General features: G+C 68.3%; 1 protein-coding gene. It reads left to right on the forward strand.

The genetic code is table 11. The annotated features are described in order from the left end of the window. Positions 1–253 precede the first annotated feature (253 nt). Positions 254–1477, forward strand: a complete 1224-nt coding sequence (locus GWK18_RS12790; protein ID WP_166835721.1) for an IS110 family transposase — start codon at positions 254–256, stop codon at positions 1475–1477. The last annotated feature ends 20 nt before the right edge of the window (positions 1478–1497 follow it).

The raw sequence follows: 1497 nt of genomic DNA on the forward strand, positions 1-1497 counted from the left end.
CCCGTTACCTTTTCCGCGGCGCCTGGATCGTCCAGGATGAGCAGGTGCCGGCCAGCCGGTCCTCGGCATGATCGTTGCCCCCAGTCGCACTCATGATCCGGGGGGTGTTGTCACCGAGGACCGGTCTGGTGATCACGGATCGCTGATAGAGGCGGGGCCCCCTCACGAGGGTCTTTGTAACGTGGATGCCGAGCGTGATCACCACAGGGCTGGCCAGCACGACCATGGCCCGACCAGCCCAGGAGCAACCGCCATGACCACCCCAACCCCGGCCGTGTACATCGGCCTCGACGTCGGCAAAACCGACCACCACGCCGTCGCCCTCACCGCCACCGGCGAAACGGTCTACGACAAGGCCCTGCCCAACGACGAGACCCGCCTCAGAGGCATCCTCGACGACCTCGTCACTGCCCACGGGCCCGTGCTGCTGGTCGTGGATCAGCCGGCCACGATCGGGGCACTGCCCGTGGCCGTGGCGCAGTCCTGTGACGATGTTGTGGTGGCGTATCTGCCGGGGCTGGCCATGCGCCGGATCGCGGACCTGCACCCCGGCTCGGCCAAGACTGATGCCCGTGATGCCGCGATCATCGCCGAAGCCGCACGGACCATGCCCCACACCCTGCGAGCCATCCGTGTCGATGATGAGCAGATCGCCGAGCTGGCCATGCTCGCCGGGGCCGACGATGATCTCGCCGCGCAGATCACCGCGGCCTCGAACCGGCTGCGCGGGCTGCTCACCCAGATCCACCCCGCCCTGGAACGGGTGCTGGGGCCCAGGATCACGCACCCGGCGGTAGCGGATCTGCTGGGCCGGTACCCGACTCCGGGTAAGCTCAAGACCGCTGGGCCCGGGCATGTGCGTGCCCGGCTGCGCAAGCACGCGCCCCGACTGGCCAGCTCCTTGACGGAGGAGATCTTCGAAGCCCTGGCCCAGCAGACCGTGGTCGTGGCAGGTACTGAGGCTGCGGCCACGGTGGTGCCGATTCTGGCCGAGCAGCTGGCAGGGCTGATCCAGCAGCGGGCAAGGCTGGCCATCCAGGTGGAGGCTGTGGTGGAGGCCCACCCTCTTCATCCGGTCCTGATCTCGATGCCCGGGGTAGGGGTCAGGACCGCTGCACGGATTCTCACCGAGGTCGTGGGCAAGGACTTCGCCGATGCCGGGCACCTGGCCTCCTACGCCGGCATCGCTCCCGTCACCCGACGATCCGGGTCCTCGATCCGTGGTGAACACGCACCCCGCGGAGGCAACAAGCGGCTGAAGCGCGCGCTGTTCCTCTCGGCCTTCGCCTCGCTGCACCACGGCCCCTCGCGGGCGTATTACGACCGCAAGAGGGCCCAGGGCAAGCGCCATAACCAGGCACTGATCGCCCTGGCGCGGCGGCGCACTGATGTGCTCTACGCGATGCTGCGGGATGGCACTCTGTACGAAGACCCGACCACGCCTTCGGCGCCGTCGTCAGTCGCTCTGGCGGCTTGACGAAAACCATAGAGGCACCC

Source organism: Kocuria sp. JC486 (assembly GCF_011602805.1).
GTDB lineage: Bacteria > Actinomycetota > Actinomycetes > Actinomycetales > Micrococcaceae > Kocuria > Kocuria soli.